At 40.4% G+C, this 25,285-nt stretch carries 20 protein-coding genes and 4 pseudogenes; 12 read left to right on the forward strand and 12 right to left on the reverse strand.

What is annotated here, in order from left to right:
* Window positions 1–86: 86 nt before the first annotated feature.
* From Xhom_RS20880 to Xhom_RS37690, 3 genes are all read right to left on the reverse strand, one after another.
* Window positions 87–329 (reverse strand): hypothetical protein, encoded by a 243-nt coding sequence (locus Xhom_RS20880; protein WP_069314957.1) that lies wholly within the window; start codon window positions 327–329, stop codon window positions 87–89.
* Between the two features lie 43 nt (window positions 330–372).
* Window positions 373–660 carry a phage tail assembly protein gene (locus Xhom_RS20885; RefSeq protein ID WP_099139836.1) on the reverse strand — a complete coding sequence of 96 codons (288 nt, stop codon included), beginning with the start codon at window positions 658–660 and terminating at the stop codon, window positions 373–375.
* Window positions 661–1,067: 407 nt separating this feature from the next.
* A complete protein-coding gene (locus tag Xhom_RS37690) occupies window positions 1,068–2,219 on the reverse strand; it encodes a phage tail fiber protein (protein WP_232326208.1) in 1,152 nt (383 codons plus the stop codon).
* Window positions 2,220–2,810: 591 nt separating this feature from the next.
* Here Xhom_RS37690 and Xhom_RS49775 point away from each other — a divergent pair.
* Both Xhom_RS49775 and Xhom_RS20910 read left to right on the forward strand, forming a co-directional pair.
* Window positions 2,811–3,623: pseudogene (locus Xhom_RS49775) on the forward strand (Thoeris anti-defense Tad2 family protein).
* A gap of 206 nt (window positions 3,624–3,829) precedes the next feature.
* Window positions 3,830–3,991 (forward strand): annotated as a pseudogene (locus Xhom_RS20910) (ISAs1 family transposase); the annotation flags it as partial.
* Window positions 3,992–4,163: 172 nt separating this feature from the next.
* Here Xhom_RS20910 and ymcF read toward each other — a convergent pair.
* The 3 genes from ymcF to Xhom_RS20920 form a co-directional block, all read right to left on the reverse strand.
* Window positions 4,164–4,286 carry a cold shock small protein YmcF gene (gene ymcF / locus Xhom_RS46780; RefSeq protein ID WP_418384955.1) on the reverse strand — a complete coding sequence of 41 codons (123 nt, stop codon included), beginning with the start codon at window positions 4,284–4,286 and terminating at the stop codon, window positions 4,164–4,166.
* A 6-nt stretch (window positions 4,287–4,292) separates the two neighbouring features.
* A complete protein-coding gene (cspE, locus tag Xhom_RS20915; RefSeq protein ID WP_069314953.1) occupies window positions 4,293–4,505 on the reverse strand; it encodes a transcription antiterminator/RNA stability regulator CspE in 213 nt (70 codons plus the stop codon).
* 567 nt (window positions 4,506–5,072) lie between these two features.
* Complete coding sequence (locus Xhom_RS20920; protein WP_232326206.1) at window positions 5,073–5,573, reverse strand: GNAT family N-acetyltransferase; 501 nt, start codon at window positions 5,571–5,573, stop codon at window positions 5,073–5,075.
* A 454-nt stretch (window positions 5,574–6,027) separates the two neighbouring features.
* On the opposite strand from Xhom_RS20920, the gene Xhom_RS20925 reads away from it, so the two are divergent.
* Together Xhom_RS20925 and Xhom_RS20930 are read left to right on the forward strand one after the other, a co-directional pair.
* A complete protein-coding gene (locus tag Xhom_RS20925; RefSeq protein ID WP_069314952.1) occupies window positions 6,028–6,369 on the forward strand; it encodes an SH3 domain-containing protein in 342 nt (113 codons plus the stop codon).
* 91 nt (window positions 6,370–6,460) lie between these two features.
* A pseudogene (locus tag Xhom_RS20930) lies at window positions 6,461–7,429 on the forward strand (threo-3-hydroxy-L-aspartate ammonia-lyase).
* A 755-nt stretch (window positions 7,430–8,184) separates the two neighbouring features.
* Here Xhom_RS20930 and prpR read toward each other — a convergent pair.
* Window positions 8,185–9,849, reverse strand: a complete 1,665-nt coding sequence (gene prpR, locus Xhom_RS20935; RefSeq protein ID WP_069314951.1) for a propionate catabolism operon regulatory protein PrpR — start codon at window positions 9,847–9,849, stop codon at window positions 8,185–8,187.
* A gap of 312 nt (window positions 9,850–10,161) precedes the next feature.
* Here prpR and prpB point away from each other — a divergent pair, with 312 nt between their 5' ends.
* From prpB to Xhom_RS20955, 4 genes are all read left to right on the forward strand, one after another.
* Window positions 10,162–11,082 carry a methylisocitrate lyase gene (prpB, locus tag Xhom_RS20940; protein WP_069314950.1) on the forward strand — a complete coding sequence of 307 codons (921 nt, stop codon included), beginning with the start codon at window positions 10,162–10,164 and terminating at the stop codon, window positions 11,080–11,082.
* Window positions 11,075–12,250: a bifunctional 2-methylcitrate synthase/citrate synthase gene (gene prpC, locus Xhom_RS20945; RefSeq protein WP_069314949.1), complete on the forward strand. Its 1,176-nt coding sequence runs from the start codon at window positions 11,075–11,077 to the stop codon at window positions 12,248–12,250. The genes prpB and prpC overlap by 8 nt, the downstream gene beginning before the upstream one ends.
* 110 nt (window positions 12,251–12,360) lie before the next feature.
* Window positions 12,361–13,812, forward strand: coding sequence for a bifunctional 2-methylcitrate dehydratase/aconitate hydratase (locus tag Xhom_RS20950; protein ID WP_069314948.1), 1,452 nt, complete (start codon window positions 12,361–12,363; stop codon window positions 13,810–13,812).
* Between the two features lie 94 nt (window positions 13,813–13,906).
* Window positions 13,907–15,811 carry a propionate--CoA ligase gene (locus Xhom_RS20955; protein ID WP_069314947.1) on the forward strand — a complete coding sequence of 635 codons (1,905 nt, stop codon included), beginning with the start codon at window positions 13,907–13,909 and terminating at the stop codon, window positions 15,809–15,811.
* Between the two features lie 383 nt (window positions 15,812–16,194).
* On the opposite strand, the gene Xhom_RS20960 is transcribed toward Xhom_RS20955, so the two are convergent.
* Window positions 16,195–16,824, reverse strand: coding sequence for a glutathione S-transferase family protein (locus tag Xhom_RS20960; protein WP_069314946.1), 630 nt, complete (start codon window positions 16,822–16,824; stop codon window positions 16,195–16,197).
* A gap of 454 nt (window positions 16,825–17,278) precedes the next feature.
* Here Xhom_RS20960 and Xhom_RS20965 point away from each other — a divergent pair, with 454 nt between their 5' ends.
* Window positions 17,279–17,851, forward strand: a complete 573-nt coding sequence (locus Xhom_RS20965) for a cytochrome b (RefSeq protein WP_069314945.1) — start codon at window positions 17,279–17,281, stop codon at window positions 17,849–17,851.
* A gap of 2 nt (window positions 17,852–17,853) precedes the next feature.
* Window positions 17,854–18,435 carry a YceI family protein gene (locus Xhom_RS20970; protein ID WP_069314944.1) on the forward strand — a complete coding sequence of 194 codons (582 nt, stop codon included), beginning with the start codon at window positions 17,854–17,856 and terminating at the stop codon, window positions 18,433–18,435.
* Between the two features lie 339 nt (window positions 18,436–18,774).
* Here the strand turns inward: Xhom_RS20970 and Xhom_RS20975 are convergent, their stop codons facing one another.
* From Xhom_RS20975 to pvcA, 3 genes are read right to left on the reverse strand one after another with little or no spacing between them, the layout of a single operon-like run.
* The gene (locus Xhom_RS20975) at window positions 18,775–20,058 is read right to left on the reverse strand and encodes a rhabduscin glycosyltransferase (protein ID WP_069314943.1); all 1,284 of its coding nucleotides are present in this window, start codon (window positions 20,056–20,058) and stop codon (window positions 18,775–18,777) included.
* 3 nt (window positions 20,059–20,061) lie between these two features.
* Entirely contained in the window at window positions 20,062–20,961 is a 900-nt protein-coding gene (pvcB, locus tag Xhom_RS20980; RefSeq protein WP_069314942.1) for a tyrosine isonitrile desaturase/decarboxylase, read from the reverse strand.
* A 27-nt stretch (window positions 20,962–20,988) separates the two neighbouring features.
* Window positions 20,989–21,999 carry an L-tyrosine isonitrile synthase gene (gene pvcA, locus Xhom_RS20985; protein ID WP_069314941.1) on the reverse strand — a complete coding sequence of 337 codons (1,011 nt, stop codon included), beginning with the start codon at window positions 21,997–21,999 and terminating at the stop codon, window positions 20,989–20,991.
* A 693-nt stretch (window positions 22,000–22,692) separates the two neighbouring features.
* Between pvcA and Xhom_RS20990 the strand changes: the two are divergent.
* A pseudogene (locus Xhom_RS20990) lies at window positions 22,693–23,207 on the forward strand (ATP-dependent Clp protease proteolytic subunit); the annotation flags it as partial.
* Between the two features lie 56 nt (window positions 23,208–23,263).
* Here the strand turns inward: Xhom_RS20990 and Xhom_RS20995 are convergent.
* Window positions 23,264–23,857, reverse strand: a complete 594-nt coding sequence (locus tag Xhom_RS20995) for a TetR/AcrR family transcriptional regulator (protein ID WP_232326205.1) — start codon at window positions 23,855–23,857, stop codon at window positions 23,264–23,266.
* 107 nt (window positions 23,858–23,964) lie between these two features.
* Between Xhom_RS20995 and Xhom_RS21000 the strand changes: the two genes are divergently transcribed.
* Window positions 23,965–25,185, forward strand: a complete 1,221-nt coding sequence (locus Xhom_RS21000) for an MFS transporter (protein WP_084022916.1) — start codon at window positions 23,965–23,967, stop codon at window positions 25,183–25,185.
* The last annotated feature ends 100 nt before the right edge of the window (window positions 25,186–25,285 follow it).

Consider the following 25,285-nt stretch of genomic DNA (forward strand, 5'->3'; position numbering starts at 1 on the left):
GATTTGTGACAATAACGGCAATAGACGTCAGCTTTGGCCATGCTTTACCCTTAAAAGGCGGGAAGCATATCACAACAACTAACTATTTAATACATGACCAGTTTATTGGCTAGCCTGAATTGGGTTTCAGACGGCTGATTGGGGAAGGCTTTCGCTATTTCTAATAAGGTCGGAATAGTATCCGCCGAACCCTCTTTGGTGGTGTGTATCGGGATCTTAAGTTTATTTAACTCTGACAGTACGGCGGGATTTTCCCCTCTTTGTGCCGCATTAAGTGTGTTAAATAAATTTTGAACGGACTGTTGGGCATCGTCAGCATCAGGAGCCACGCATCTTGTGACCCCCAGCGATAAAAGTAGGTAACGTCCGCGGCTAATTGTTGCCATTGTTGGAGGGTGTGTAGGCCAAAAAACCTGTCAAGAATTCCTCACATTTGCGAAAATCGGTGATAGCCATTTTTTTCAGGACGGTCTCAGGCACTGGCGACACCAAGGCAATTAGCAGCCTCATAGCTGCCAACAGATTGGATTTTTTATCCATTTCGTAAAATTGTTCAACCTCAATTAATACTGGTTCACGAAAATGAATTTCTTCATAAACTTCTTTGTCGTTATTGCTTTCAATGCGTCTGCTTAATTGAACGACTTTAGTCTTTTCCACGTTGATTCCTTAGTTTTCTGTTATTGAAATTCTTCCCAGCAAACTTCGAACTTAGCTGATAATTTATACAGCTATATTATTGCAATATATGCAACAAACAAAATTAATGATGCAAAATAAGAAACAATAAGATTCACTATAAATTAACGACAGACAGGAAGCGGCAATATCATGAGATACCGCCGTTTGATGAGGCTTTATGAAAGGAAGCTGGGGAGTGAGTAACCAATATGGGGCTTATTTTTCATTAGGTAAAGCCTTCATTCTGACACGGGAAACATGAGGACAGGATACTGACAAGTCTTTGCACTTTGGTGTGTGCTGTAGGTGATAGAAAACTTGTGATATTTATGCAAGGGATTGATTAGACATCCGTGTCTAAATTCGATTTAGAATTATCAGAAGCATTAAGCCTGTGATGCTTCATCCTTACTAGTAGGCATTTGCACTCGAACAGAAATAAATCTGCTATCAGGAATATCGATTAAATCACCGTCAGAGTAGCCTTCACGTATATTTTTGGCGAATGCAGGAGCATCTGAGTGTTCGCGGTGGTAGGTCATTAATTTAATGGAGTCATCGGGTAGAATGTTATGATCGATCCAAATTAGCGGTAATTTGTTTTTAGATAATGGTATTTCAATATCGCTATCTGTGTCGCTTTGTATGCCATCAGTATTAAATCCAGAGGTTCCTTTAATAAGATAAACTCCTTTAGAAATACGCTCAGTAGTAACACCTTCAAATTTATCACTAGTAGTAGATGTACCATCTGAGTAAATTAAAATTGTAGATGATTTTTTTTTGATAATGCTGCTGCTAGTAGCATATGTATTGGCTGTTCCCCTAATGGTGTACCAACCATGCCAGCTGCGACCTTCATCCCATGATTGGCGTATTGCAATTTCCCCGATATGTGATGTATAACGCTGTGTAACAACGGAATAATCACCTTGCACTTCCAATATACCAAAGCTATACAGACCTATGGGAAAATCAGGAACCTTGTCAGCCTGTGGAATATTAACAACAGCGAACCCTGTTGATAAAAAGTGCTGAAAGGGAGCACTGGAATTCACGCCCCCCAAGGCGTTAGCACTGACGGCTGTAACATCTTTTGCCATCAAATGGATGTCGGTCGCCAGAGACTTTCCATTTATTGAACGGCTGTTAGGTACCGCATTCAGCGCTTGATTGACTGTATTTCGTAGTCCGATATTATTTACAAACTCCGCTTTATCCGGAATATCAGCCCCGTTCTGCTTCTTTTCCAAATAGAGATCTGAGTTATTGTTAAAGGCATTTTGGTTAGCTGTATTAGCGAGATCGTATGCTTTCTTAACCGCTTTAGAGGTTGCAGCGGTTATCTCACTGTCACTGTCTGTCTCATTACTTAGTGTCACAAATCCCGGCTCTACCTGAGTGGCATAGGGGTGATTACGGCTCGCAGCATGTTCTGCAATGGCTTCTTTGATTGATTCTTTGACATATTCTGGCGTGGTAACAGTAACCAGATTGCTATCTTCTGAAACGTATACTTCAGGCTTCTTATCTTGCATATTCATTCCCTCATCTAATCAACAATACACATTGCTAAATAACATGAAGGCGGTGGGAGACTTCTCCGCCGGTGAACATCAATAAAAGGGTTCATCAATACGGGAAAGTACGGCTTGACTAATATTTGATAGGTAGCATGTTTTGTTGGCAGGATGACATAAAATGACAGGCGGGGAATTAATAGAATTTGTCTCACAACTGATGAAAATTAATACCACGAGAATCTAAGTAATTTATTAAATCATCAATAAAGAGGCTCTCATAACGGAACAAATTCAAGTGGTTAGATCGGGGCAGGCAGCACTACATACCATATTTAAATCAGTGTGTTAGATGTGATTTTGGTTGATATGAGCAGCATCTCGATCCCTATAGATTAAGCTCATACCAGCACCAAACTTCAAATATACACCTCACTGAATCACGCACTTGATTAACAGATAAACTTTATAATGCGCTGCCCTATTTTAAGGCGTATTGATTCTGTTACAGGCTATTCAATTGAGATAACAACCTGACCTCAGTAATATTAACTGGCTAGTTAGCAGTAGGATGAAATGACCTTTAACAAATAATAAAGTGAGGGATTTATGTCTGATGTTAATAAGCTGGATAATAAACAATGTCCGTTTGATCCTGAGCAATTTAAAGTTAAGATTAAATCTGTTGAGTACGAAGCGATTGAGCCTAAAATTAAATCTGTTGAATTTAATGATAGTGTAGGTGCGCCAGTAGGTACTTTCCGTGGACAATTATTCAAGTGTATTTAGGGCTCTGGGTTCGTCGTGATGATTGGAGCTCTTCTAGTGAATATATAAAACTTATTCCTAGTTCAACGAGCGGTGATGGTAAAAATATTCCGCCTCAGATAGGAATAGTTGAGAAAAATAGTGAGCTTATATCTTGGCAGCCTACGCAAGACGATATGATGACTTGTGATTGGGAATTAGTGTCCAAAGTAACACCAGTTGAATGCATGCTGTCTTTTGATCTTGAGGTAGGGACTGGGACATGGGGGCATTTAGAAGCAATGTGGGGATATCTTGCTGACAACGAAAACCTCTACAAATCCTTTCGGTACTTTAACTAACGTCAAAAATACAACTGATATTACGAACTTTTCATATTTCGTACAGTGGGATAGTGCTAATTCAGATAGGGGAATTTATATCAGAGTTTCCTCTAGTATAAATCAAGCAGGTTATCAGAAGATGGTAGCATTATTTGCAAAAAATCTCACAGTCACTGTTGGCGGTACAACTTATCATTTGGGAAGCGCTACAGATTATCCTCTGACTGGTAAGCAGGAATACGAATTCGTTGGAAAGTATATCAATAATTTAGGCAACCTGCTGAAACAAAATGAAGGTAATACACTGCATTTTTGCCTCAACTGGAAATAAATCCACACCCTGAATTCAAGGCTGCTTAATGCGGCCTTTTCACGTAAAATCACCTTTAACTAATTGATATTCCTTATCTCCTGCATAGTGCAGGTTTAGTTATATATCATCGTTCCGTTTGAAGCGAAGGCATGGGAATAAACTCAGAGGCTACCCTCTTTAAGAGGTTTGGTTAAAAATAGCTCGGTGTATTTAATATGTCTACCCTATCACTCAAAGATCCTGATGGTGCAACACAAATAGCACTTTTTAACCGAATTGTGTTAAATGTGATTAAACAAAATACCAGTATAAAGGATAGCTAGGCTGCTAAACGTCGAAGAGCAACGTGGTCAGGGGAATTCCGTGGTCAGCTTATCTTTGATTAAATTAAATACAAAGTGGAATCCCGCCCTGAACAAGGGGTTGACACCCAACCAATCAGAATGATTATTTTGGGAAAACTCTAAGTTAGTGACCAATTTTTATTGACCACAACAGATTTTCAGGCAATAAAAAACCCCGCATTTGCGAGGTTTAACTATCTGAATGTATTTCTATTTAAACAGGCAACATAACTGCTTTACAGAAAATACATTTCGCTCTGTATGAGTTACTCTCTGATATATCAAAGAGATATCTCCGATACTGTGAGCCTTTACAGCATAGGCATCTGAAACAGATGTCGCCTTAAAGAGGCACCACATTTGCAGCCGCTGGGCCTTTCATACCATTTTCGATGGTAAATGAAACTTCTTGCCCTTCATCTAAGCTTTTAAAATCATTGCCTTGGATTGCAGAATAGTGAACAAACACATCTTTGCTGCCATCTTTTGGAGAGATAAAACCGAAGCCTTTATCGTTATTAAACCATTTTACTAAACCAGTCATTGTATTAGACATATGAATTCCTTTAAATTTTTTGAGTTGCCATAAGGCAGAATAAGGTTTGTTTTTAATTTGTACGTACTTATGGGAACTAATTAGAAGGAATTCGCAATGAAGGGATATCTAAGATAACGCTTAATGGTGAACTGCTTTAAACTTGCTTGTCATAAATAGGTCTGTACTTCCAAACCGACGAAGTTATTAACTCATACCTTTACTGATATAGCAAACTTTATTTTCTATTTCGCGTTCTGTTTGTTGAAACCTTTGTCTGGTTAGGAGCTACTTATTTGCTTTTATGCGCTCACTTTCAATTCTACCTTATCGCCTGCTTATCCAGATTGCACTGCTCAATGACCGTCAGTAATTACTCATTCAGCAGCAGATTATCACTCCATGTCTCTTGTCAGGGATAGCTGGAGCCAGCCAGTAAACAGGTGAGCAAGGGATCGCTTAATCTTCAGCTACCCAAATATTTCGTTTATTCTGGACAGTCATTTGCTGGTAGCCACCTATCCAAACCTAAATCTTGAACAATCTGCCTTATATTCCATACCGAGTTTTCCGGATTTTTCCCATCAATTATTTTTTCCAAAAAAATACCAATTCAGGATCTTCATCAAGATTTTCTATATAGCCGCTTTCCCTAAATCCAGCTTTTCTTAGTAAGAATTGCATCGGTTCATTAGACTGATTTGTAGAGGTGAATAGCTTTGAACAGGTGCAGATTGATTTCAAATAGTTAACGAGTGCTAAACCAAGTCCTCGCCTGCGCCCTTCCACGCCAACCATCAATATTTCTATAAAACCACAGTTGAAGAAATTATAATGCAGAACCCCATATGCCACTACTTTGCCATCAACCTCGATTACATGACAGAACTGACTTTTAATCCAATTTTTAATTTGGTTTAAACGGTGCTCGTCATGCAAGGAAACTGTATCGATAACATTCAGAGTCTCAAAGTCCAAAATATTAGCTAATCGGATAATTATGATTTTGCCAAAGTGTTCCTGCCTATAGTCTGTAGTTACCATATCCTTATCCTTCACCTTGCAAGTTGCTTCTTTGGTTGTCTTCATTCAGCCACATACTTCACTATATGCCTAGAGATTTATTCAAATATTGATTATATGCAATTCGAAATCAATTGAGTATAAGCTCCATCTATTAATGAATCATTATCACTTAAAATCTGATAGATATATTATTTTCCCATTACTCTTGCTTCAATTAAATCGAGTCATCCTTATTTAGTTAAATGATAATTAATTTTAACCATCAAAAAAACAGCAAATTTGATAACCATAAATTATAATCAATACAACAATATTCACATAAATAATAACAAAAGACAAAATTTCATGTGTAATTTCTTAGACGCATCTTATACATTTATCTATAATATTCTTGTCATTAACCCTACGTGATAATGTATACTTCAATAAACTATGAAGTATATCGATACAATCTAATTTTTTGTATAATTTATAATTCTCATTTTAACCACTGAATTGGTCAACATTTGGAGTAAAAATGCAGAGAGAAGTTATTGTAGCTTATGATTATATTAGTGCTTACCCAAATCCAATTAAATTACAAGCTGGAGATATCGTTTCCACCAGTCATAGCGATATTGAATACCCTTACTGGGTTTGGACGACTAATTCTTCAGATGTTAGTGGCTGGGTTCCCCAGCAAATTTTACACTTCATTGCTCCTGATACAGCGATCTGCAACGAAAATTATATAGCTCATGAATTAACAGTTAAATCTGGAGAGTATTTGTATTTAGAGCGATTATTGAATGGCTGGTATTGGGGTTATAAGAAATCAGGAGAAGCCGGCTGGATACCACAGGAATATATTAAATTTTAAAAATATCACAATGATGATAATCATCTCAGTATTAATCATAATATTGTGATTACATTGGATCTATTGAAATCAAGCACTGGAGGCTCAAATAATGAAATTTGTTCCCGATTACAATGCAATCGCTGAAGCTCTCTCTCGTATCAAACCATATATCAATAAGACTCCCGTTTTCACATCAACCACAGTTAATGAAATTTTCAACGCACAAGTCTATTTTAAGTGTGAAAATTATCAAAAGACGGGGGAATTCAAATTTCGTGGTGCTATGAATGCCCTGTGCCAATTTAATAATGAGCAGAAAAAAGCAGGTGTTGTTACTTTTTCATCGGGTAATCATTCACAGGCAATTGCATTAGCAGCAAAGTTACTGGGAATTACCGCTACAATAGTCATGCCACAAGATGCGCCTCAAGCTAAGATCATTGCCACACAGGGTTACGGTGGAAAAATTATTTTTTACGATAGATATACTGAAGATCGTGAAGAAATAGGCCACCAATTAGCAGAAAAACATGGCATGACGCTAATCCCACCTTTCGATCACCCACATATCATTGCAGGCCAAGGCACTGCTGCCAAAGAGCTGTTTGAAAAAGTGGGTGAACTGGATGCCTTATTTATGCCTCTCGGCGGCGGTGGTTTGCTATCAGGCTCTGCACTTTCAGCCGCTCAGCTATCACCTTCATGTCGAGTATTCGGCGTAGAACCCGCTACGGGTAATGATGGTCAGCAATCCTTTAGACAAGGTAAAATCGTCCATATTGATACGCCAGAAACCATTGCAGATGGTGCATAAACTCAACATTTGGGGCAACATACTTTTGCCATCATTCACCATTTGGTTGAAGATATTCTGACAGCTTCAGATGATGAATTGATCGATGCCATGTATTTTTTAGCTGAACGAATGAAAACCATTGTCGAGCCTACAGCTTGCTTAGGGTTTGCTGCTGCAAAAGCGATACGGGAACAGTTGAAAGGGCAACGTATCGGGATTATTTTAAGTGGCGGAAATATCGATATGAAACGGTATGCCCATTTATTGGCAAATAAAAATTAATTAACGGCCGTTATTCACCTAATAAAACGTTAATTAGCATTGGTAAAACACGGAATTTGTCATTAAAATGATTAAATCAATGCGAGCTCCCAATTAAGTTATTTCAATATACCTGGTTGTTTAACTGATTATTTTTATAAATAAGCTTTAAAAAATCCATATTAAATAGATTATTTAAATTATTAACCTAGAATATAACTCTTATGTCAAATACCTTGCTAGATACATGGAATAAATTCTCGGGTAGAACCACAGAAGAAGATCAAGAAAAACTCTTAATTGACTTTTATAATGAATTTAGCTCTGCTAATTTTTGGATTAATCTAACATATTAAGAAACAGGAAGCGATCATGTTACAATACATAACAACCCTGAATAATATAAAAATCTTTATGTCACTGCTTATCCTGACTCATCAGAAAAAATCCAAAATATAATAGATCAAAATCCAAATTTTTTCATCAATTCAATGCTGGGCATCTCTATTTTATAACTGAAAAATCAAACTGTGATCTTGTTATTTACTGTGATATGGATTGTATCCTTAGACCTCAACAGATTATGGGTAAAATAAAATTTTTGCATAATTAAATGTTACTTGATGATACTGGAAAAGAAAAAATGGCAAATCAATATTTATTATCCCATCCTGACGAATTTATTCCTGAAAAAGAGGAAAAAAATTGGAAAGGATTTTTTTCATAATTTTCGCCATTATTATCATTTTATTAACCATAATGATTAACTACTCCAATTAATTTTTTCCCTGTTCTTCCTTCAATCTCCGCCATAACGTCGTGCGACTAATTCCCAAATATTCCGCAGCCGCCCGTCGATTCCCTGAAAAACGCGCCATGATATCATGTACGGAAATATCATGTGCAGAAGGCGCTTCTCTAAGAAAAGATGGCTCAATTTGAGTTTTTTTCATGCTGCTGTTTATAGTACTGATATCAATATGACGCTCAGGTGAAAGTGATAATATCAATTCTGGTGTCAGTGTTTGTTCCGGATGAGCACTCAAATAAAGCGCTATTCGCTCCATCAAATTACGTAGCTCACGCACATTTCCCGGCCAATGATAAGATTGTAGCGCTTTGTGACAAGCAGAAAGTTCCCCTATTCTCACTGATGAAACGGATAAATTAAGGGTCGCAAATGCCCGTTGTAGGTATTCCTCCGCCAGCAAACCAATATCATTTCCTCTTTCTCGCAAAGCCGGTACATTAATTCGCAATACACTCAAACGATAGAATAGATCTGTCCGAAAACGTCCTTCACGCACCCATGTATCCAAATCGCAATGAGTCGCACAGATGATGCGCACATCAACAGCAATCGGGCGATACCCGCCAACCCTGACGACGGATTTTTCTTCCAGTACCCTTAATAACCGCGTTTGCAAAGGCAATGGCATTTCACCAATTTCATCCAGAAATAACGTTCCCCTGTGTGCAACTTCAAACAGTCCCGCTCGTCCACCACGCCGAGAGCCGGTAAATGCACCTTCTTCATAACCAAACAGCTCTGCCTCCAGCAAAGACTCTGTAATCGCGCCGCAGTTAACAGCAACAAATGGTCGTGGATGCTTACCCGCTAACGGCCCATGACGCAAGGCATATTCATGATGAATAGCCTGAGCCACCAGCTCTTTTCCTGTACCACTTTCTCCCTGAATCAAAACTGTGGCCGCTGAACGGGAATACAGCATGATCGTATTACGTACATGCTCCATCGCCACAGAATTCCCTCTAATATCGCTGATTGTATGGCGAGTGCGAAGTTTATCTTCCGTAGGATAAGGCGAAATTATCGCCTGATTGAGTTTGGTCATTCTGGCGACTTCCAAGGCATCCTGAAATGCTTGCCGGATGGAGTCCGCAGAATAGATAAAAACACCCACCAGCTCTGCTTCATAGGCAAGATCAGTAATCAATCCTGCACCAACTATCACTTTGATCCCTTTCGCTTTTAAGGCATTAACTTGCGTTCTGGCATCTTCCTCTGTTACATAACTACGCTGTTCAATTCGCAGGTTAAAACGCTGCTGAAACTCTTCTAATGCCGGCAGGGTATTCTGGTAAGTAATAACACCAATTTGGGTGCTGATTTGCCGAGCGCGAGCCAATGCCCGCATAAAATCAAACCCACTGGCTTTGACGATAATCATCGGTATAGATAATCGGCTTTTCAAATATGCACCATTAGATCCTGCACAAATCACAGCATCACAATGTTCTGTCTCCAGACGTTTGCGAATATGTTGCACGGCATGTTCAAAACCCAGTTGGATCGGGGTGATATCAGCTTGATGATCAAATTCTGGCGTAATATCGCGAAAAAGCTCGAAAAGTCTGGAAACGGAGACTGTCCAGATCACGGGTTTATTATCACGTTCCTCTGCATGTGTTGATGCCATATTTCTCCCTCCTTTTCTCTTTCAATGTTTTCTATTTCAATAATGTCATCTCAATGTTTCACTATTTTAATTTGAAACAAAAATGAAACATTAACAGATTAAATATGAAACATGAACACATTATAATCAATGGATGCACACATACCATGAAACTCTCCAATAAATAAATATCTTATTAATTTAAAACAAAAAAAATAACAACCTCATGATGAAATTCTAATTATTTCTCTATTATTTAAATATTGGCATACACTTTGCTTTAATAACATTTAAATACAAATTAGTTTCATTTAAGTAACAATGAGGTTATGTATGGCATTTTCTTCTTCAGGATTGGCCTTCCGACAGGCGATAAAAGCCGAATCTCCGTTACAAGTTGTCGGGACTATCAATGCGAACCATGCACTGCTGGCAAAACGAGCAGGTTATAAGGCCATTTATCTTTCAGGTGGCGGAGTTTCCGCCGGCTCGCTGGGTCTACCGGATTTAGGTATCTCGACACTGGATGATGTGTTGACTGATATCCGGCGCATCACAGACGTATGTGATTTACCGCTACTCGTGGATGCGGATATCGGTTTTGGTTCTTCGGCGTTCAATGTTGCCCGCACTGTACGCTCTATTATTAAAGCAGGTGCTGCGGGTATTCATATTGAGGACCAAGTCGGAGCTAAGCGCTGCGGCCATCGTCCGAATAAAGAAATCGTTTCCAAAGAGGAGATGGTAGATCGTATCAAAGCTGCCGTTGATGCTCGTACAGATACTAATTTTGTCATTATGGCACGCACTGATGCATTAGCGATGGAAGGATTGGATGCTGCCCTGGACAGGGCCGCCGCCTATATTGAAGCAGGCGCGGATATGCTGTTCCCTGAAGCCATTACAGAACTGCATATGTATAAGAAATTCGCTTCAAGAACACACGTTCCCATCTTGGCAAATATTACCGAATTCGGTGCTACTCCGCTCTTTACAACCGAAGAATTAAAAAGCGTAGATGTCGCTATCGCCCTTTATCCACTCTCTGCATTTCGGGCCATGAATAAAGCAGCCGAACAGGTCTATACCGCCCTACGTCGCGATGGCACACAGAAAAACGTTATCGATATGATGCAAACCCGTAATGAACTTTATGAAAGCATCAATTACTACGCTTTTGAACAAAAACTGGATGTCTTGTTTTCCCATAAAAAACTTTCCCAAAAAAACAGCAAGGGTGATACTTATGAGTAAGCAAAATACGACAACGGGATCGCCTGAATCAAAGCTATCCAAACCTAAAAAATCTGTTGCTCTGTCCGGAGTGACGGCGGGCAATACAGCGCTCTGTACAGTCGGAAAAAATGGCAATGATTTGCACTATCGTGGTTATGATATTCTCGATTTAGCCACGCATTGTGAGTTTGAAGAAATCGCCTATCTGCTCATCCACGATAAACTTCCTTCACGCGCAGAGTTATCATCCTATAAGGCTAAGTTGAAATCATTACGTGGGCTGCCAAGCAGTGTTAAATCCGCATTAGAGGCTCTGCCAGCAGTCGCGCATCCGATGGATGTGATGCGCACGGGCGTTTCTGTTTTAGGTTGTACTCTGCCAGAAAAAACAGATCACAACCTCGCGGGCGCTCGCGATATCGCCGATCGCTTGCTGGCTTCCCTCAGCTCGATACTGCTTTATTGGTATCATCACAGCCACAATGGGCGTCGTATCGAAGTTGAAACGGATGATGATTCTATCGGCGGGCATTTTCTCCATCTCCTGCATGGAAAAAAACCACGGGCGTCATGGGAAAAAGCCATGCATACCTCCCTGATTTTGTATGCCGAGCATGAATTTAATGCTTCGACTTTTACCAGCCGAGTCATCGCAGGTACGGGATCAGATATTTACTCTGCCATTATCGGCGGCATTGGTGCCCTGCGAGGGCCTAAGCACGGTGGTGCGAACGAAGTATCGTTTGAAATCCAGCAGCGTTATGATTCTCCAGACCAAGCCGAAGCCGATATCCTCTCTCGTTTGGAAAGAAAAGAAGTCATCATCGGCTTCGGTCATCCCGTTTATACCGTTTCCGATCCACGCCATAAAGTGATTAAAGAAATTTCCTTGCAACTTTCCCAAGAAGCTGGAATGACACAAATGTATGACATTGCCGATCGGATTGAGTCCGTGATGTGGGATAACAAAAAAATGTTCCCTAACCTCGATTGGTTTTCTGCGGTTTCCTATCACATGATGGGCGTTCCCACAGCAATGTTTACACCATTGTTTGTAATTGCCCGGACTTCTGGCTGGGCAGCCCACATCATTGAACAACGCATCGATAATAAAATTATCCGTCCTTCGGCCAACTATACCGGCCCTGAGGATCTTAAATTTATACCCATTGACCAACGTGGTTAAGCCATTTGATTGAACAACATAAATACATATCCAATGGATTTCAAAATGCAGCGCAGCCAACAAAGCTGCGACTTGAAAGACGACGGGTATATCCAATTTAAGGATTGATTATGTCAACCTCAGTTGTTAACAACCGCCCAGAGTACGACCAAGTGATTGTGGATATTGTGGATTATGTCATGGACTATATTGTCGTATCCCCGATTGCTTACGCCACCGCCCACCACTGTCTTCTCGATACATTGGGTTGTGGTTTGGAAGCACTGGAATACCCTGCCTGCACAAAATTATTGGGGCCAATTGTGCCGGGAACACTTGTGCCCAATGGTGCGCGTGTACCGGGGACTCAGTTCCAACTTGATCCTGTTCAGGCGGCATTTAATATTGGTGCGATGATCCGCTGGCTGGATTTCAACGACACGTGGCTGGCAGCGGAATGGGGACATCCGTCTGATAATCTGGGCGGAATACTGGCTACTGCCGACTGGTTATCAAGAAACGCAGTTGCCCGTGGTGAAGCCCCCTTAACCGTGTGGGATGTACTGACCGCCATGATTAAGGCGCACGAAATCCAAGGCTGTCTGGCATTGGAGAATGCCTTCAATAAAGTTGGGTTGGATCATGTGGTATTAGTTAAAGTGGCCTCCACAGCGGTTGTCGCTCAAATGCTGGGTTTATCCCGAGAGGAGATATTAAGCGCGGTATCGCTCGCATGGGTTGACGGACAGTCTCTGAGAACCTATCGCCATGCGCCCAACACAGGTTCTCGCAAATCCTGGGCGGCGGGAGATGCCACATCTCGCGCAGTACGTCTGGCTCTGATAGCGCAAAAAGGCGAGATGGGATACCCTTCCGTATTAACAGCAGAAACCTGGGGGTTTTATGATGTGCTGTTCAATGGCCATCCCTTCACATTCCAGCGTTCCTATGGCTCTTATGTGATGGAAAATGTGCTGTTTAAAATTTCTTTTCCGGCTGAATTTCACTCACAGACCGCCGTTGAAGCAGCAATGATGCTACATCAACAACTGAAAGAGTGGGGTAAAAGTGTCGAAGATATCGCCCAAATCACTATCCGTACCCATGAAGCCTGTATCAGAATTATCGATAAACATGGCCCTCTGAATAATCCGGCAGACAGGGATCACTGCATTCAATATATGGTTGCCATTCCACTGATTTTTGGCCGCCTGACGGCTGCGGATTATGAGGGTAATATCGCCACCGATCCCCGTATTGATGCTTTGCGAGAAAAAATAGTCTGCGTCGAAGATCCCGATTTCACTTTCGATTATCATGACCCAGAAAAACGCTCCATTGCCAACGCGCTGACTCTGACATTTACCGATGGCACTCAGCTTGATGAAGTGAAAGTCGAATTCCCGATTGGACACGCCCGCCGCCGCAAAGATGGTATCCCTCTTTTAGAGGAAAAATTCAAAACCAATCTAGCGCGCCGCTTCCCGGAAGAACAACAACAAAAAATCCTAACGATCTCTCTTGACCTTATGTCATTAAGAGATGTCCCCGTGAACGAATACCTCGATTTGTACGTTATATAACCTATACCCAATAGATATTATATCGCTATCGGCGGCTTCCATTCTAAAAGCCGCCTCTCATCTGCATAGTATCTGAATAGTGCAAGGAGAGATTATGTCATTTCAAGATTTCTATCAGCATTCGATTGATGATCCCGCTGCTTTTTGGGCTGAACAGGCCAAACGAATACATTGGCAGCAGCCTTTTGAACAGGTGTTGGATCACAGCAATCCGCCCTTTGCCCGCTGGTTCTGTGGAGGGAAAACCAATCTCTGTTACAACGCATTAGATCGCTGGCTGGAAAGCCAACCCGATGCTAAGGCGCTTATTGCCATTTCAACTGAAACCCCCATTTCGGCTAAAAAACATAGTGAACGGGTTTTCACCTATAAAGAATTACATCAAGAAGTGAACCAAGCAGCAGCCATGATGCTCTCACTGGGTGTAAAAAAAGGCGATCGTGTCGTTATTTATATGCCAATGGTGGCTGAAGCCCTGTTTATTTTGCTGGCCTGCGCCCGTATTGGGGCGATCCATTCGGTAGTATTTGGCGGCTTTGCTTCCCATAGCCTCGCCACCCGACTCGATAACGCCGAACCTGTTTTAGTCGTCTCTGCCGATGCGGGTTCCCGTGGAGGCAAAATCATTCCCTACAAACCGCTATTGGATGAAGCCATCGAGTTGGCAAATCATACTCCCCGCCATGTTTTGATGGTCAATCGTGGGCTGACTGAGATTAATTGGGTGGAAGGACGGGACGTAGATTTCGCCACATTACGGCAAGAGTATCTTAACGCAGAAGTTCCCGTCACATGGCTTGAGTCCAATGAAACTTCCTGCGTACTCTATACATCAGGGACAACAGGAACCCCCAAAGGCGTACAACGCGATGTCGGCGGTTATGCGGTCGCCTTGGCAACATCAATGGATGTTATTTTTGGCGGTAAAACGGGTGGAGTTTTCTTTTGCACATCAGATATCGGCTGGGTTGTCGGACACTCTTATATTGTCTATGCCCCTCTGCTCGCAGGCATGGCAACCATTATGTATGAGGGCCTGCCGATACGTCCAGATGCCAGCATTTGGTGGCAAATTGTCGAAAAATACCGTGTCACAAGGATGTTTTCAGCCCCTACTGCAATCCGCGTTCTGAAAAAATACCCTACCGATTACATCTCCCAATGCGATATATCATCACTTGAAACACTCTATTTGGCAGGTGAACCCCTTGATGAGCATACCGCTCGCTGGATTTCCGAAACCATTAACGTTCCTGTGATTGATAATTACTGGCAAACTGAAACAGGTTGGCCAATTATGGCCATTGCACGAAGTTTAGACGATAGGACAAGCCGTTTTGGTAGCACGGGTTTTCCTATATATGGTTTTAACGTCAAGCTGATCAACGAACTGACGGGGCAGGAATGTAGCGCTAATGAAAAAGGGATGCTGGTCATCAAAGGCCCTCTGCCTCCGGGCTGTATCCAAACCATTTATGGCGATAATCGTCGTTTTATCAATACGTACTGGGAACACTTCGATCAGCAGGTATACTCAACATTCGACTGGGGAATCCGTGACAGTGACGGTTACTATTTTATTTTGGGGCGTTCCGATGATGTGATTAATGTTTCAGGCCATCGTCTGGGAACAAGAGAAATCGAAGAGTGTATCGCCAGCCATGAAGATGTGGCGGAAGTTGCGGTTATTGGTATCAAAGATGAAGTAAGAGGACAGGCAGCAGTGGCTTTTGTTGTCCTGAAAGAAGGACGGCAAATTCAGAATGCTGACCATTTTTCAGCATTAGAAAAAACATTGATGGAAGTGGTAGATAAAAAAATCGGCAGTGTTGGGCGTCCGGCACGAGTCTATTTTGTGACGCAGTTACCGAAAACTCGCTCAGGAAAGATGCTGCGCCGTACCATGCAAGCCATTTGTGAAGGACGTGAGCCAAGCGATATCGCTCTGATTGAAAACCCAGCTTCACTGGAAGTTATTCGGGACGCAGTCTGCCATTAAAAGTGAGTGAAAGGACTATCTCAATGATAGAGATTGATGTTTGGTTTGGTATGGTTTGTGCTGATAAATAGGTTAGATATGCAGTACGGGCCATACCAAGTATTCTAAAAAATAGAAATAATTTATTTAAATCAAAAAGTAAAAACAAATTTGACACATCAATATCTCCATATACTTTCACTTTATTTTCACAACCCAAATTTCATTTAATTCATGTTTAATCTATTAGGGTTAATATACACCTGCAATACATTTTCCCATTTCCATTCCCGCTCCGTTCCGATACGGAGCTTTTTTTTGCCTATTTTATCTTGTTATTTTTATTTTAAATTGAATAGCTGCCAGCATTATTTAATTAAATACTAACAGCTATCGAGTATGGATTAATGCGCTAATTTCGGTTCTTTTATGGCAGCGGAAACCCATTCCACCATCGCTGGATGTTTCAGCATGCGATCAATCCATTCCTGACTGATAGCTGAAAAATTCAATCCATAACTTTGGGCACGAAGAGCCACTGGTGCATAAAACGCATCAACAACAGTGAATTTATCTCCAGCCAGCCATTCACCACCAAATTTAGTTAATCCTTCTGACCAAAGAGCATCAATTCTGTCGATATCACGCTGTAAATCTGAAGTTATTTCCTCTAATTCAGTTCTAATGGAGCAATTCATTGCACAAATTTGACGCAATGCAGCGAAGCTAGAATGCATTTCTGCTGCTGCACTTCTTGCCCACGCTCTGGCCCTTTTATCTAATGGCCATACCTGTACGTGCTCCTCTGCAAGATATTCCGCAATCGCCAACGAATCCCAAATTGTAATATCTCCATCGACCAGGCAAGGAACCAATCCTGTAGGTGAAAATTCCTTAAATTTATTATAACTACTTTTGCCGTCCTCGAAATAACTAAGCCGTTCGTTAAAAGGGATACCCAGCGCCTTAAGCAGAACCCACGGACGCAATGACCAGGAAGAATAATTTTTATTAGCTATCCACAATGTATACATCGTTTTTCTCTCTATAATGAAAAAATCACGTAATCGCTTAAAAATCTTACAACACCTTACAATAAGAGAGAATGTTAAAAGTATAAAAATAAAACTTCATACCAATCCTGAAAGAAATAACTGAAATAATTTTTTAGTTATCTACACTTCCGAAAATTTGCTCCCTTGCCATCTCGCTGCATTTTTAATCCATTAGGTAGTGTATTTCATTTGATTATATATAAATAACCAAATAAGATATAAAAGAACAAAAAAACAACTTTATTTTACTCATTGCCTATCATTAAAATTTATTATTGATAATTTTTGAATTTCTCAAACAAATAATTTGTTTAAAACTCACAGAAATAAAATATTATTTTTATCTACTATAATATTCAAACTTTCTCATTGATGTTCATGGCCTGTTTTTTTCTGTTAACACGCTTTAATTGGACAAAAATAAGGAAACAATATGTTGTTAAAAAATACTGACACACGCTTTGGTCATATCTCAGTTTTCATCCATTGGTTAATCGCCCTTGCCGTCTATGGGATGTTTGCACTTGGATTATGGATGGTGACATTAAACTATTACGATCCTTGGTATCATCGCGCGCCGGAAGTTCATAAGAGTATCGGTGTATTGATCTTTATGATTATGGTCGTGCGTATCATATGGCGGTTTATTTCTCCACCACCAAAACCTCTGGCTAGCTACAGTCACTTTACACGTACCAGTTCAAAACTCACGCATTTCACACTCTATATCGTTTTATTTGGCATTTTAGGCAGTGGATATCTGATTTCTACCGCAGATGGTGCCCCCATCAGCATTTTTGGATGGTTTGAGGTTCCTGCGACCCTATCAGGGCAAGGCATACAGGCCGATACGGCTGGGGTTATCCATCTTTATCTTGCTTGGATTATTGTCGTGCTCTCCCTGTTACATGGGTTGGCAGCATTAAAACACCACTTTATTAACCACGATACGACCTTAAAAAGAATGTTCGGTTTCAACACCGACAACAGCAACTCTGGAGAATAATTATGTTTAAAAAGACGTTAATTGGCCTGACAGCAGGCATTTTATTGATGAGTACCCACTCTGCAATGGCTGCTAACTATAAAATCGATGCTGCTGGTCAACACGCCTTCATTGAATTTCGCATCCAACATTTGGGTATAAGCTGGCTCTACGGTAGCTTCAGAAAATTTGATGGCGGATTTACATTCGATGCACAAAATCCCGCTACGGATAAAGTCAATGTGACAATTAAGACAGATAGTCTCGATACTAATCATGCTGAACGTGATAAGCACTTACGTAGCCCCGATTTTTTAAATACCACAAAATATCCAGAAGCTAAATTCACTTCAACCGAGGTCAAAAAAACGGGTGAGAATTACACGATCATCGGTGATCTGACCTTAAATGGTGTTACCAAACCCGTAATATTGAATGCCAAATTGACAGGAGAAGGCAAAGATCCATGGGGTGGTTACCGTGCGGGTTTTGAAGCGAATGGCAAAATCAAACTGAAAGATTTTAAAATCAAGAGCGACTTAGGGCCAAAATCTCAAGACGTTGAGCTGATTATTTCCATTGAAGGCGTGAAAGAAAAAGCCTGATATTTCTCTACAGTAACGTCTCAGAATTAGCTCAAAAAAACACTGAGCAATTTACTTCTTCATCAATAGAACGCGACATAACTTTTCTGTCGTGTTCTATTTTGATCTCTTATAGCCATCATCATCTATTAATCACTTTAACGATAAAAACTGTCACTCTGGAAATATTCTTAGGCAAACAATACCCAATCAAATTAGAGCTTGATGAATAAACTGATACCTACATCGTATCATGTCGTGATCTACCTCTGATGAATTCAATAGGTGTTTTTATCATGCTGCTATAGGCATGCTCATAATAAATAATAAGTGGGACCATAGTCCCACTTTATCTAAATTTTACCGATTAGAAACTAATTCATTAACATGCTGTGTTATCGATTCCAAAGCATTATGGGCATCATAATCTGCCTTAATGATTTGTGCCTGCTGATGCCACATTGAAGAGGATAATATCCTCGTCACTGCCCGATATATTTGCTGTTCACTCGGTGTATCAGTATGCAGACTGATACCACAACGTGACCAGATTACGCGGGCAACAGCTTCTAATTTACCGTCTCCAGTGCCGGCAACCACCAGCGGTACACCATGACGAACCGCTGAATTTAATGAACCGTAGCCACCATTGGTAATAAAAATTGATGCACGGGGAATCCAGTGCTCAAAATTGAGATATTCCACCACCTTAGTATTTTCTGGAATGTCGTCTCCCAACACTTCAACAGAACGTCCACCAGTGATTGCCAATACCCGGACTGGCAAGTCTGCCAATGCACGCATGGTAGGCAACAACAACTGGTCAAAATCAATATTTGCCAAGGTTCCCTGAGTGACTAAGATCAAAGGTAAACTTTCATCCGCCCAACTTATCTGGCTCTTATCATCCTCTACTTTTACACCTAACGACCCAATAAATTCCACCGTCTCAGGTAAATCATCACGGGGAAATTCAAATGATTGTGTTGCGAGTTGCAAGAAACGATCAACTCGGCTCATCAAGATATCATTGTGATCCCCAGTTAGTGGTGAACAATCCACCGCAGCCAGCGCTTGATTAAACGCTTCCCTGACCTGTTCGATTAATTGATTCGTCTCCTCATCCACCAATTGCTCACGAGACAAATCTGGGGGCAATAATTCAGGCGGAATACGAGGCCCCCAAAATATGCTATCCCTTGATGACCACGATACTGGTGTAACGCCGATGGCAATCACCGGAATGCGTTCTTCCGCAGGTTTCTGCAATAACGGCAGCGCTGCATAAAATGTATTATCAATAAACAGGAGATCCGTTTGATTTTCTTCAAGCACTTGCATTAATTGACCAGACAAAACAGGAATAACCGCAGCAAAAAACTGCTTCATTGCCAGTGCCATCTGAATATTACCGGGAGGGTATTCTCCGCGTTCAGGAAAATATTTTTCCAGACAACGATAGTCAACATCCACTTGTTGATCAAAGGAAACAAAATTCGCTCCCATTGCTTCTGCCTGCTGTCGAAAAGGAGAGCCACTAAATATCGTCACATCATGTCCCTGTCCGATTAAATGCTCCGCAATAGTATATATTGGAAAAACATGACCAGGGGTTGCTACAGCAGCCAAAACAATACGAGCCATTAATCAAATCTCCTTCAAAGAAGCATTTACCGAATCCGAGTCAGGTACGGAAATCGTTCGAAAATGGGAATTTTCACACACGGGAGTACCATGGATATGCACCCGCTGAAGATGGCGAGGAGAGTGAGTTATAAATGCCTCACGACCATGTAACAGCGTAAAATTATCGTTAATGACGATATCGCCAGATTGCCATTGATGAGCGTATAAATAACGTGGATCATGCAATCGCTCATACAGTGCATTCTCTAGCGTTTCTTGCTCTTCCAATGACAGCCCATTCATTACCAATAAGTGATGGTCGGAATACTTTCCTTCTTCTTTTTTCATCGGCACGTTGTAACGCATGACCCATTTTTTACCGTCAGGATGAAGGCATACCAATGGAGAGACGACTTCCCCACCATAATGTGTCACTCTGCTTGTGCGGTAGGTAACTGACGTCTTTTTCCACATATCACGCTCATCATCATTGGCATCAATAACCAATTTTTCAGTGTTGACAAACGTGGTACGTCCTCCCTGAGCAGCCTCAGGTGCAGCAACACAATGAAATATCTGAAACTCAGGGATCGTCTGCTTATACATACCATCCCAATGCAGTGGTATTTCCGTGTTATCCAGGACATGATCAGAGGGGTCCGAATGTTCCATCACATCCAATACCGCACCGAACGGCCACATCATCACTTCTCCCCAACGACGGGTATATTCCGTTAGCTTCTCTTTATCGGTAAAACCGGACTGAAAACCGCGCAATACGACCAATAAGTGGGTACGTGCTAACTCGCGCAAAGCATCAACTGACAACGTGGTAATAGCCTGTTCAGGGTGATTAGGCGTAATAAGCACCCCAAACGGTTTTACCAACTCAATATGGCAATCAAGATCATATGTATCCATTATTTTTTCCTCAGAAAACGATTCACTTTATCTTTCAATTTCCGCCGTCAGAGGTTCTACTTTCTGCTTTCCCTCGGATAACGCCTCAATCACGTAATGACTTGGAACACCGCGAATTTCGACCAGTTTTCCCTGCATCTTTTTTACTTCATCACTTTTCATCAACACAAATTGGCCGTTAATATTGGCAGCTACACCGTGCCACGGAGTCAGCCAATCATCTCGAGTCGGCATCATGTGAATACCAATTTTAATGCTGTCCGCTGGCTGCGGATGAATAGAGAGACGGATTGCCAACGGGAACTGTTCCGCCAGCAAATTTCCCCAAGCCCAGCTACGTTGGATAACCCCAACAGCTCGCTGACGGGCATCTTTTTGCAGCGCATTTTTCGAACCAGTGTATTCCGGCAATAAACTATCCTCATAAAGAAACCGAGTTATCGCCCGATATAACTGTACTCCCTCTTCGCTTTCTTTTAGCGTCTCTTTAATATCCTCTGTTGAAGAGGCATAACGACTGACCAACAATTCACGTAGTTGATCATAATGGCTGGTATATTGCGTTAATGATTCAACATTGCCGAGATTAAAGACCGAAAGATTAGTTGCCCCCAATTCATGCAAAAGTCTTTCAATTTCCAATTGGTATTGGGTTATTGTCTTATCATCAACATGAATAAGATCGCTGAATACATGCCCATCAGAGCAAATAACAATATTTGCTCCGGGTGGGTAATAAAGCTGAATACGCTGGCACAGGGAATTTAGGAAAATTAACGATAATTTTTCCGCCATATCAGGCATCGTCCCCAATACCTTACGCGGATTTGGCGATTTCGTCGGAAATGCAGGAAGAATACATTCGATGGGTTTTCCTTGTGCAACAAACGCACGAATACGTGGAAGCTGAACTTCAGAAACACTATTTTCTTCATGTTCAATTGTATGTGCAGATTCTGGAAAACGCCGCCGGTATTGTAATAATTCATGTAAAATCTTACCCGACACTTTATCTATATCTATGTCAAAATGTTCCATAATTCATTCCTAATTTATTACATTTACATCACTGCTAATTAACGAATATTACAGAATGTAAAGATAGCTGTTTATAACATATAACAGCAGTATATATTCTGAATATAGATCAACAAAAACATTAAAATAAAATAGCTAAGAACAAAATATTATAAGACATAATCATATTGGAATAAGAAAGTTAAATACTTTTAAAGTATTAATGTATTCCTTTAATCCGATTGATTATCACTCTTAAATTAATTTATTCATCATAAAAAAATAAAACACCTGCCAACTAAACTATCATTGACATTTAAAAATGTAATTTACATATCATAAAATACAATAAATAGCACTCACAAAAATGATTAGCGTGATGCATATATATTACATAAGCAATAATATAGATTGTATATATCTTATTTTATTACACGCATTACACATTCGTGAAATCGCTGAGATTAACCACTCAACATGTTGATTTTTAAATAAAAAAATAAACATGAATAAAAATTAATTTTCATTTCATTACAAAACTCAAACAAAATGAAGTTTCTTAGCACAAGTCATCTTATAAAGCTACATTATTTATATGGATGATAATTATTTGTTATTAGAGAGAAGAAGATAATGCATAGAAAATTTCAAAATTAATCCGAAAAATAGGTTTCCCAATCACCACAAATACGAAATAAATTTACCAAATAACTATCCGTTATTATTTCATTGGAAATCAATCAACAGCTCGCTGAAAAGGTCATGACACAACTTCTGATTTTACAAGAAATCAATAATGACCCAATAAAAATATTTATTAATAGCCAAGGTGGTCATGTTGAAGCAGGCAATACCCTGCATGATATGGTTAAATTTATTAAACCCAAAGTAATGATGATTGGCACAGGTTGGGTTGCTGCTAGTGCAGGCATTACTATCTTCCTTGCTGCCAACAAAGAAAACCGTTACGCACTATTCAATACCCGAATACCCGTTTTATGATCCATCAACCATTAGGTGGTGTTCAAGGACGTGCTTCAGATATCGAAATCGAAGCCAAAGAAATATTGAAAACCCGTAACCGCATTAATCGGCTTATAAATGAAGCAACTAACCAATCGCTCGATAAAGTGACAAAAGATACCGAACGTAATTATTCGATGGAATCAGGTGAAGCCCGTGATTATGGCCTTGTTGGACAGATCATCAGCCATTGGAACGAGTTGTAGTCATTCCAATGGTATCTATTTAAGCATGTTACGATATCTTCTAATCTGACTCTGTTTTACGAAGGTATTGCAGTCATTGCGGGTTCGATCAAACTCATAAGTTGGTCTTTTGATGCTCCATCACGCGCCTGAAATGAAATTACCTGCATCATCCCCAAAAAATATAATGCTAACTTTCCAACATTGATGTCAGTGGAGAATTCGCCATCAGCTACACCTCGTTCTATGCGTGACTGAATCATTGACAGTGTGTTTTTACGCACTGTTCTAAGATAAGCATAAACATCTTCATTTTCTTGTAAGTTGTTCATCACGCCTAAAATAAGCAAGCAGCCTCCCGCTCGGTTTGACTTGGCAACATCTACGGAACATTCCAGCATTGCTCGTATTCCATTCCGCACACCATCTGTTTCGTTAAGCCTATCCATCACTTTAGAACCTACGGTTTTAATGTAAAGTTCAACCGCTGCATAGAAAGCTTTTTTCTTATTGCCGAATGCCGCATAAAAGCTCGGCGGATTAATATTCATCGCTGCAGTGAGATCCGTAAGCTGAGTTCCTTCATAGCCTTTAGTCCAAAACAATTCCATTGCCTGTTGCAGAGCAATATCGCGGTCAAAACTTAAAGGACGTCCTCTTGGTGCCATCATATGTACCATCGTTATTTTTGTAGTGGATATAACATAAATATCTTGATTGACTTTCGCAAGTCAGATAATTTTGTAAACATCACTACAAAATTAATCAAAAAATTAAAATGGAAAAAATACAATTCAATATCAAGGCTCCTTGCCATACTCCGGCAAAGCAAAAATCGATTCCCTTCGCCATTTACGTGCTGGCAATCGGCATCTTTTCCATGGTAACCAGTGAATTTCAAGTAACGGGTATGATGCCAGTCATGGCTCATGATCTGGGCGTGTCTATTTCCCAAATAGGCTACCTTGTTTCCCTATATGCTTTAGCGATGTCTTTCGGTGGCCCACTTCTCGCTTTGGGATTATTAAGAACTCCACCCAAAATCGCATTAATTACCCTCTATGTGATTTTCATCGCTGGGGAAATACTTGGAGCACTGGCAAATTCATATCCTATGCTGATGATCGCAAGGATCATAACTGGAGCGGTTTCAGGCGCTTTCTTCGGCGTTTCGCTGGCAATCTGTATAGAACTTGTGGCAGAGCAGCAACGAGGATGGGCTATTTCCATTGTGCTTTCAGGTATTATGGCGGGAACAATCTTAGGATTACCTATAGCGAATTTGATAGGCACATATGCAGGTTGGCGAGAAAGTTTTTGGACAACCAGTGTATTGGCTATAATTGTAGGCCTCATCAGTTTATTCTGCATTCCTGCTATCCAAAAACAGCCTAAAATCAGTTTACGTTCAGAACTGCAACCCCTAAAGAATAAAAAATTATGGTACGTTTTTTCCACCAGTCTTTTCATTATTGGCGCAACTTTTGCGGCATTTACCTATTTTATACCAATATTAAAAGAGGTGACTGGCTATAGTGATGGGGCAATCTCCAGTTTACTTATTCTCTACGGAACCGCCACAATAGTGGGTAATATCGTAGTTGGAAAACTAGCTGACCGCTATACGATAGCAACCTTAACCATTGGTTTAATTTTATTAACCTTCTTTATTCTACTCTTTGTTTTTTTTGCAGATAAAAAATCACTTTCAGCTCTATCTCTAATCGGCATCGGCTTAGTCGGTGTGACCATGAATCCCGCCATGGTCACCCGAGTAATGCGAACAGCTAATGGTCGCCCATTTATTAATACTATTCATTCCTCAGTGATTACTTTTGGTATTGTCATTGGCGCTTTTCTTAGCAGTTTTTGTATTAACTTAGGATGGGGATTGAAGGCTCCATTATGGGTAGGTGGATTTATGTCCCTGATTGGTTTAATAACTTTACTCCCCGATATTCGTTCTTTATATAAGTCAAACACTATTGTTGATAAATAACATCACTTTATTTAAAGATAATTTTTAATTTTTTTCAATTAGTGAGACAATGCAGGCGACATTATTCCAAACTAATAATAATCGCCTGTGTTGTTGGTTA

The organism is Xenorhabdus hominickii (genome assembly GCF_002632725.1).
GTDB classification, from domain to species: Bacteria; Pseudomonadota; Gammaproteobacteria; order Enterobacterales; family Enterobacteriaceae; genus Xenorhabdus; species Xenorhabdus hominickii.

What these genes read in the sequence shown, in the direction of transcription:
- Xhom_RS37690 (WP_232326208.1), bottom strand. Translation starts at nt 2,219, where the DNA reads ATGCAAGATAAGAAGCCTGAAGTATACGTTTCAGAAGATAGCAATCTG.
- cspE (WP_069314953.1), bottom strand. Translation starts at nt 4,505, where the DNA reads ATGTCTAATACAATGACTGGTTTAGTAAAATGGTTTAATAACGATAAA.
- Xhom_RS20920 (WP_232326206.1), bottom strand. Translation starts at nt 5,573, where the DNA reads ATGAAGACAACCAAAGAAGCAACTTGCAAGGTGAAGGATAAGGATATG.
- Xhom_RS20925 (WP_069314952.1), top strand. Translation starts at nt 6,028, where the DNA reads ATGCAGAGAGAAGTTATTGTAGCTTATGATTATATTAGTGCTTACCCA.
- prpR (WP_069314951.1), bottom strand. Translation starts at nt 9,849, where the DNA reads ATGGCATCAACACATGCAGAGGAACGTGATAATAAACCCGTGATCTGG.
- prpB (WP_069314950.1), top strand. Translation starts at nt 10,162, where the DNA reads ATGGCATTTTCTTCTTCAGGATTGGCCTTCCGACAGGCGATAAAAGCC.
- prpC (WP_069314949.1), top strand. Translation starts at nt 11,075, where the DNA reads ATGAGTAAGCAAAATACGACAACGGGATCGCCTGAATCAAAGCTATCC.
- Xhom_RS20950 (WP_069314948.1), top strand. Translation starts at nt 12,361, where the DNA reads ATGTCAACCTCAGTTGTTAACAACCGCCCAGAGTACGACCAAGTGATT.
- Xhom_RS20955 (WP_069314947.1), top strand. Translation starts at nt 13,907, where the DNA reads ATGTCATTTCAAGATTTCTATCAGCATTCGATTGATGATCCCGCTGCT.
- Xhom_RS20960 (WP_069314946.1), bottom strand. Translation starts at nt 16,824, where the DNA reads ATGTATACATTGTGGATAGCTAATAAAAATTATTCTTCCTGGTCATTG.
- Xhom_RS20965 (WP_069314945.1), top strand. Translation starts at nt 17,279, where the DNA reads ATGTTGTTAAAAAATACTGACACACGCTTTGGTCATATCTCAGTTTTC.
- Xhom_RS20970 (WP_069314944.1), top strand. Translation starts at nt 17,854, where the DNA reads ATGTTTAAAAAGACGTTAATTGGCCTGACAGCAGGCATTTTATTGATG.
- Xhom_RS20975 (WP_069314943.1), bottom strand. Translation starts at nt 20,058, where the DNA reads ATGGCTCGTATTGTTTTGGCTGCTGTAGCAACCCCTGGTCATGTTTTT.
- pvcB (WP_069314942.1), bottom strand. Translation starts at nt 20,961, where the DNA reads ATGGATACATATGATCTTGATTGCCATATTGAGTTGGTAAAACCGTTT.
- pvcA (WP_069314941.1), bottom strand. Translation starts at nt 21,999, where the DNA reads ATGGAACATTTTGACATAGATATAGATAAAGTGTCGGGTAAGATTTTA.
- Xhom_RS20995 (WP_232326205.1), bottom strand. Translation starts at nt 23,857, where the DNA reads ATGATGGCACCAAGAGGACGTCCTTTAAGTTTTGACCGCGATATTGCT.
- Xhom_RS21000 (WP_084022916.1), top strand. Translation starts at nt 23,965, where the DNA reads ATGGAAAAAATACAATTCAATATCAAGGCTCCTTGCCATACTCCGGCA.